Annotated in this window: 8 protein-coding genes and 1 pseudogene; 1 reads left to right on the top strand and 8 read right to left on the bottom strand. The window is 55.2% G+C overall.

Translation table 11 applies throughout. The features are described from left to right. The 3 genes from RR877_RS01765 to RR877_RS01755 all read right to left on the bottom strand — a co-directional run. Nucleotides 1-319: SOS response-associated peptidase family protein (locus RR877_RS01765; RefSeq protein WP_332627626.1), on the bottom strand; the 319-nt coding region annotated here is incomplete at its 3' end. An 11-nt stretch (nt 320-330) separates the two neighbouring features. After that, nucleotides 331-1,404, bottom strand: coding sequence for a redox-regulated ATPase YchF (gene ychF, locus RR877_RS01760; protein WP_277495214.1), 1,074 nt, complete (start codon nt 1,402-1,404; stop codon nt 331-333). 42 nt (nt 1,405-1,446) lie between these two features. Continuing rightward, the gene (locus RR877_RS01755; RefSeq protein ID WP_332551154.1) at nt 1,447-1,848 is read right to left on the bottom strand and encodes a hotdog domain-containing protein; all 402 of its coding nucleotides are present in this window, start codon (nt 1,846-1,848) and stop codon (nt 1,447-1,449) included. A 148-nt stretch (nt 1,849-1,996) separates the two neighbouring features. Here RR877_RS01755 and RR877_RS01750 point away from each other — a divergent pair, with 148 nt between their 5' ends. After that, nucleotides 1,997-2,758, top strand: a complete 762-nt coding sequence (locus tag RR877_RS01750; protein WP_332619170.1) for a GntR family transcriptional regulator — start codon at nt 1,997-1,999, stop codon at nt 2,756-2,758. A gap of 3 nt (nt 2,759-2,761) precedes the next feature. Here the strand turns inward: RR877_RS01750 and RR877_RS01745 are convergent, their stop codons facing one another. From RR877_RS01745 to RR877_RS01725, 5 genes and pseudogenes are all read right to left on the bottom strand, one after another. Next, nucleotides 2,762-2,980, bottom strand: coding sequence for a DUF6186 family protein (locus RR877_RS01745; protein ID WP_332551152.1), 219 nt, complete (start codon nt 2,978-2,980; stop codon nt 2,762-2,764). Continuing rightward, entirely contained in the window at nt 2,977-3,564 is a 588-nt protein-coding gene (locus RR877_RS01740; protein WP_332627625.1) for a hypothetical protein, read from the bottom strand. The genes RR877_RS01745 and RR877_RS01740 overlap by 4 nt, the downstream gene beginning before the upstream one ends. A 9-nt stretch (nt 3,565-3,573) precedes the next feature. After that, complete coding sequence (locus tag RR877_RS01735) at nt 3,574-4,353, bottom strand: TIM barrel protein (RefSeq protein ID WP_332627623.1); 780 nt, start codon at nt 4,351-4,353, stop codon at nt 3,574-3,576. A 102-nt stretch (nt 4,354-4,455) separates the two neighbouring features. Beyond that, nucleotides 4,456-5,238 (bottom strand): ATP-binding cassette domain-containing protein, encoded by a 783-nt coding sequence (locus tag RR877_RS01730; RefSeq protein ID WP_332627621.1) that lies wholly within the window; start codon nt 5,236-5,238, stop codon nt 4,456-4,458. Further along, nucleotides 5,235-5,700: pseudogene (locus tag RR877_RS01725) on the bottom strand (ABC transporter permease); the annotation flags it as partial. The gene RR877_RS01730 and the pseudogene RR877_RS01725, both read right to left, overlap by 4 nt.

The following is a 5,700-nucleotide window of genomic DNA, read 5'->3' as shown; positions in this document are numbered from 1 at the left end:
CAGAAGCCGGAACCACACAGCGCTTGGACTTCACGGCATCTCGCCAAGACGCTTTCGACGCGGCATCTTCACTTCGAGCGTTGAAGGTGGAGAACTTGGGTGGTTCACCCTTCACCCAGGAAGGAATCAGAGACCAGCGAGCGCTTTCTAAGCGTCGTCGCTGGTCGCCTGATGCATCCACGGTGTCCACCACGATGGGCACCTGGTTGGTGGGCCTGATATTCCAGCTGGGTCCAGGGAGGTTCTCCCCCACCAGGTCAACGTTGAAGACGTCTTCCAGCACTTCGGTCGGTTCCGCGAGCGCGTACCCTCCACACATGCTGCACTCCCTTAGACGTTGAAGCGGAACTCGACTACGTCGCCATCTTGCATGACGTAGTCCTTACCTTCCATGCGGGCCTTGCCCTTGGCGCGTGCTTCGGCAACAGAGCCGGTGTCCACGAGGTCCTGGAAGGAAATGATTTCTGCCTTAATAAAGCCACGCTCGAAGTCGGTGTGGATCACACCAGCTGCCTGAGGAGCCTTCCAGCCCTTACCAATGGTCCAGGCACGTGCTTCCTTAGGGCCTGCGGTGAGGTAAGTCTGGAGACCCAGGGTGTCAAAGCCAATACGAGCGAGCTGGTCGAGACCGGACTCATCCTGGCCGGTTGAAGCCAGCAACTCAGCAGCATCTGCCGCGTCTAGGTCGATGAGTTCAGACTCAAGCTTGGCATCGAGGAGAACTGCCTTGGCAGGTGCCACGAGAGCTTCGAGCTCCTTGCGCTTAGCGTCGTCACCGAGAACATCCTCATCCACGTTGAACACATAGATAAAGGGCTTTGCGGTGAGCAGACCCAGTTCCTTGATGGGAGCAAGATCAATGGTGGTGGAAGACAGTGGCTTGCCGTCGTTGAGCACCTTCTGAGCTTCGAGAGCAGTCTCGAGAGCAGCAGGCTCAGCCTTCTTGCCCTTTACTTCCTTCTCAATACGAGGAATGGCCTTCTCCAGCGTCTGGAGGTCAGCCAAGATCAGCTCGGTGTTGATGGTGTCCATGTCAGAGGCAGGGTTGACCTTGCCATCGACGTGAACCACGTCAGGGTCAGAGAATCCGCGGACAACCTGCGCAATAGCGTCAGCTTCACGGATGTTAGCCAAGAACTTGTTACCCAGGCCTTCACCTTCGGACGCACCCTTCACAATGCCGGCAATGTCGACGAACGACACTGCTGCAGGCAGCAGACGTTCGGAGCCGAAGATACCCGCGAGAACGCCAAGGCGCTCATCGGGGAGGTTGACCACTCCCACGTTGGGCTCAATCGTGGCGAACGGATAGTTCGCTGCGAGAACGGTGCTCTTAGTCAGAGCGTTGAACAGGGTTGACTTGCCGACATTGGGCAGTCCCACGATTGCGATAGTTAGAGCCACAAGGGTTAATCGTACCGGTCACAGAGAAGAGACTAGTGCCGTTTAGGTAGTAGGGATGCGGTCCCGCTCCGAGGTGGCGGAGGTGTACCCGTGAGGGAATGGCTTGCCATTCTCATCCAGACCCACGAACACGATGTGGTCCACGGTGAGGATGGACTTGCGAGTAATCATGTTCCTCACCTCAGCACGCATGGTGATCGAGGTGGTGCCGAACTTGGTGGCAACCAGACCCATCTCGATGAGGTCGCCTTCAATAGCAGAGGCGACGAAGTTGATCTCAGAAATGATCTTGGTCACCACGCGACGATTACCCAGCTGCAAGATGGCATAGATGGTGGCTTCTTCATCAATCCATTTGAGGAGCGAACCACCAAAAAGCGTGCCATTGGCATTGAGGTCTTCCGGGCGCACCCACTTGCGGGTGGTGAACTCAATCTGTTCCATCTGACGACCTCGCTGTTGCCTGAAATGTGGATAAAAAATGCCGTGAAATTTCGGTCTAATTGCTCCAATTCTATCGTTCTGTGGTGCTAATGTCATGACATGGTGTCAAAGTTGATGCCATGTAAGCACTACGTAGAGGAACACCGCAATGACACCTTCGGAACAAATCCTTCCGCTGTCTGAGTTCATGAAACTAGAACGCACTGGCCCTATCCCCCTCTACTTTCAGGTTTCTCAGATCATTGAAGCCGCCATTCTCAACGGAACGCTTCCTCCCGGCTCACGCATTGAGAACGAAGTTGCTCTCGGCGAGCGCGTTGGTCTCAGCCGCCCCACCATTCGTCGCGCAATCCAAGATCTCGTTGACAAAGGTCTCTTGGTTCGTCGTCGTGGCGTGGGAACCCAGGTTGTTCACGGTCAGGTCACCCGTGGTGTTGAACTCACCAGCTTGAACGATGACCTCGAGAACAGCGGTCAAAAGCCCAGCACTGAAATGCTGGAGTTCAAGGTTGTTCCTGCTGATGCCAAGATTGCCGAGCAGCTCGCTGTTTCCCTGGGCTCCCCCACCTTGTATCTCCACCGTATTCGCCTCTCTGATGGTGTACCCGTTGCGGTGATGGAGAACTGGCTTCCCGAAGACTTCACCACTTTGAGTAAAAACGACGTTTCAGAACACGGTCTCTACCAAGTTCTACGTTCACGTGGTGTCACCATGCGAGTGGCTAAGCAGCGCATCGGTGCTCGCAAGTCAACAAATCAAGAGTCTGACTACCTTGACATTGAAAAGAACGCAGCCCTCCTCACGATGGATCGCACTGCTTTCGATAACTCAGGTCGTGCTGTGGAGTTTGGTCACCACTGCTACCGCCCAGACCTCTACTCGTTCTCAGTCACCTTGGTGGAGAAGTAGCCCTTAGAGCTCTAATTGCACGGTGTCTGCGAAGGCAAAGTGCCATCCGAACCACCACCATGCGGCTATCACGCTGACTCGCGTGGTGCGTGAGGTCATCACGTGTTCCAACATGTCCCCAATGGGGGCAAAGTTGTTGGGCTTTCGCTGGGCATAAACCTCACTGATGATGGCAACCGCCACCACAACGAGATATCCAGCAATCACGATGGCCCGGATCATGTGCGCCTCCAGAACCGCAGCAGGCCATAGCCTGCAGCTAACCAGAGCCCGACAAAGACCAGCCTGCCCCAGACGTTCTCCACGAAGGGGTCCAGGAGCACAGAGATAGTTGGATAGTTCTCATTGCCACCTGGCATGTTGACGCTGAGAACGAAAGCAGTTGCTTCCCACAAGCAGATAGCCACCGCAAGCATGGACCACATCCACATCGATCGCAGCAACGCTTTGTGCGGGCGCTGTTCACGTTCTGGGGCAGGTTCCCAGGCAACTAGAAGCACAGTGACCCCAATGGCAATAAACACCGCCAAATCAACCCAGCTGTGACGCGGGGCAAGAACGAGCACCACTCCCAGAACCCCGGTGATGGCCAGCGTGAGGATCTTGGGCGCAGCGATGGGCTTCTTCATGATGACGATGCGACCGCCGGTCAGGCGATCGATTATCAACATCGCGACCAGCGAGAAGAAGAGGATGCCGTCAACATAGGCGCCTCGCCAGGTTTGGAAACCGGCCATGATGCCCAGGACACAGATCCATAAAACCGCGCTGAGACTCCAGCGCGGCTTGATGAAAGTTGAGCTCATTCCTTCAGGCTAGCTAAAGGCAGCCTTAAATCTCTCTAGAGCAAGATCAGAGTCACCCGAAGCCCAGGCTTCCATACCGATAACTCCGGTGTAGCCCATGGCCTGGAGGGCTGCTGATACGCCGTTGTAGTTGATCTCGCCCGTGCCAGGTTCCATACGGCCTGGAACGTCTGCAATCTGGATCTCGCCAATCCAGGGCAGAGCCTGCTTACACAGCTCAATGAGGTTACCCTCACCAATTTGTGCGTGATACAGGTCAAGGTTCAGCTTCAAGTGAGGGTGGTTAATCTCCAAAATAAGCGCAATGGTGTCTTCAGCCCGACCAAAGGGAGTGCCCATGTGGTCAACGAGGAGATTGAGGTTCTCGAGCATAAAGACTCGGTCGTATTCGGCGCCTAAGTCCGCCAAGCGCTTCAATGTGTCAATGGCCTGGACTCGCTCTTGTGCGGTCACGGTGTTTTGAGGCTTCACGGGAAGACCCTTGTCATCTAACCCGGTGCCGTGAACGTTGAGGCGAGGAGGGTTGATGATCTTTGCGGCCTCACACGAGAGGCGGGCAGTCTCGAGGAGCTCGTTGGCTCCGTCAGCGCCAATGAGCTCTCCGCGCAGGTAACCGGTCATGGAGCTAAAGGTCGCCCCGGTAGCAGCTAGTGCCTCTAGGTCCTTGTTGCTCCAGTCCCAGATCTCAACCAAGTATCCACGCGAGTGGATCTCTTTCACACGGTCCACGACGGGGAGATCGGTGAAGACCATTTCAGCACAAACGGCGAGAGAGAACGGGGATGACAATCTTTACTCCTTTATCGGTTTAAGCATCTAGCCCCAGACGCCTCAGGGCGTCTGGGGCTAGATGTTCCCTCCCTCAAGAGCGCAAGGCTCTTTCGGAAATTGTTACTTGCGGATGACCTGAATCTCGTGGGTCAGGCTTTCCAGTTCAGCTCCACCGGCCATGGCCTGGATGAGCTCGTCGAGCTCAACGTTGCCACGCTTGAAGTCCGCAATCATGCGGCCACGGTTGAGCAGGTAAAAACGGTCACCAACCAAGAAGGCATGGTGAGGGTTGTGAGTAATGAACACAACAGCTACACCGCGTTCACGTGCAGCGAGGATGTACTTCAGAACGATTCCAGACTGGCGAACACCCAGAGCAGAGGTGGGCTCATCGAGGATGAGAACCTTTGCACCGAAGTGAACAGCGCGAGCAATTGCTACAGCCTGACGCTCACCACCGGAAAGGGTACCAATTGCCTGGTTGGGGTCACGAAGATCGATACCCATATCAAGCAGTTCGTTCTTAGTTACTTCCTTGGCGTACTTGGTGTTCAAGAAGCCCAGTGGCTTCCACCACTTGGTGGGCTCGTTACCGAGGAAGAAGTTACGCCAAATCGACATCAGTGGAACAGTTGCGAGGTCCTGGAACACAGTTCCAATACCGCGAGCCTGTGCATCACGAGGTGAGTTGAAGTCAGCAGGTTCACCATCGACCAGGAAGTCACCGGAAGAGTTCTTGTGAACACCGGAGAGAATCTTGATCAGGGTGGACTTACCGGCACCGTTGTCACCCAGAACACAGGTGACTGTGCCGGGATCAACGACGAGGCTGACATCGTTGAGGGCGATTACGTTTCCGAACGCCTTACCAACGTGCTTAAGTTCTAGTGCTGGCGTGGTCATTTGCGAGCTCCGTTTGCTTTCCTAGAAATGAGAGTGTTGACGAGTACAGCTGCGAAGAGGATGACACCGAGGAAGGTCGATACCCAGTCCTGGTCCCACATCGCGTAAGGGATACCGATGGCGGCAATACCCATGATTGCTGCACCAATCGATGCACCAATTGCGGAACCTGCACCACCTGTGAGCAAGGTGCCACCAACAGCTGCGGCGATGATGTAGTAGAACTCCTGGCCAACACCCTGTCCAGCCTGCATACCGCGCAAGCGAAGTACCAGCATGATGCCAACAAGAGCAGCAGACAGTGAGGTCATGATGAACAGAGTCACCTTGGTGCGATCTACTGGAACACCGGCGTTACGTGCGGCATTCTTGTCGCCACCGGATGCAAAGATCCAGTTACCGAATACGGTGTTGTTGAGCAGAATAGTTCCAAGGATTGTGATGGCGATCCACCACACAACG

Source organism: Aurantimicrobium sp. (assembly GCF_036667855.1).
Lineage (GTDB): Bacteria > Actinomycetota > Actinomycetes > Actinomycetales > Microbacteriaceae > Aurantimicrobium.
This window is presented reverse-complemented; position numbering and strand designations above follow the sequence as displayed.

Bases quoted from the DNA above. Each gene is read 5' to 3' on its own strand.
- RR877_RS01730 (WP_332627621.1), bottom strand. From the start codon at position 5,238: ATGACCACGCCAGCACTAGAACTTAAGCACGTTGGTAAGGCGTTCGGA.
- RR877_RS01755 (WP_332551154.1), bottom strand. From the start codon at position 1,848: ATGGAACAGATTGAGTTCACCACCCGCAAGTGGGTGCGCCCGGAAGAC.
- RR877_RS01740 (WP_332627625.1), bottom strand. From the start codon at position 3,564: ATGAGCTCAACTTTCATCAAGCCGCGCTGGAGTCTCAGCGCGGTTTTA.
- RR877_RS01745 (WP_332551152.1), bottom strand. From the start codon at position 2,980: ATGATCCGGGCCATCGTGATTGCTGGATATCTCGTTGTGGTGGCGGTT.
- RR877_RS01750 (WP_332619170.1), top strand. From the start codon at position 1,997: ATGACACCTTCGGAACAAATCCTTCCGCTGTCTGAGTTCATGAAACTA.